General features: G+C 59.1%; 1 protein-coding gene and 1 pseudogene. One reads left to right on the forward strand and one right to left on the reverse strand.

The features are described from left to right. Positions 1 to 273 (reverse strand): annotated as a pseudogene (locus tag MOV61_RS30150) (efflux transporter periplasmic adaptor subunit); the annotation flags it as partial. Positions 274 to 394: 121 nt separating this feature from the next. On the opposite strand from MOV61_RS30150, the gene MOV61_RS30155 reads away from it, so the two are divergent. Continuing rightward, positions 395 to 662, forward strand: a 268-nt coding sequence (locus tag MOV61_RS30155) for a hypothetical protein (RefSeq protein WP_247139206.1), incomplete at its 3' end; no start/stop codon positions are given.

The raw sequence follows: 662 nt of genomic DNA on the forward strand, positions 1-662 counted from the left end.
CGCGTTGTTCTGGGCCGCGTTCGCGGCTCCGTTCTGCGAATTTCCCTGTGCTGCGCCCTGGCCTTGCTGGCGCGCCGCCGCATTGCCGTTTGCGCCGCCGGCTGCCGCTGTTGCGGGCTGGGGGGCATGTTTCGGGCTTATGGCGGCAATCACTCCACCGGGAACGCCGATCTTTGCAAGCGTGGCTCCTGCACTCGGCACCAGGTAAACCCACAGAGCCAGCGCTCCCGCCAGGACGACGAGACAGAGCAGAAGCTGTTTCCAAATCCGCATTCAATTCTCCGAAGGAGGCACGAAAAGGCCATATTGCCCGGGAGTATCCTTTTTTGCGGGTGCTCACGCAATGGGTCTTCGGCAACCTTACAAAAATGTAACCTCGCGAAATCTCACGGGTATGTTAGACGGCAAGCATACTTATACTCCTAAAATTGCCGCTTTCGCAGAGCGCAACCGGCAGCCTCTTCACACTTTAGCCTTGCCTTGTGTGGAGACTGGGAATGAAAGCAGAACATTTTCTGGTCTTTCAGGTCCGAATCACTACATTGGCCGCATGACGAACAGTTTCGACGACATTCCGTTCTTCGATGAAGAACCGCAGCACCCGCAGGCGCCGCGCAACAAGGCCCCCGCTCCGGCGCAGGCCGCGGGCAATGGCGGCCTCG

The organism is Neorhizobium sp. BETTINA12A (assembly GCF_023006485.1).
GTDB lineage: Bacteria > Pseudomonadota > Alphaproteobacteria > Rhizobiales > Rhizobiaceae > Neorhizobium.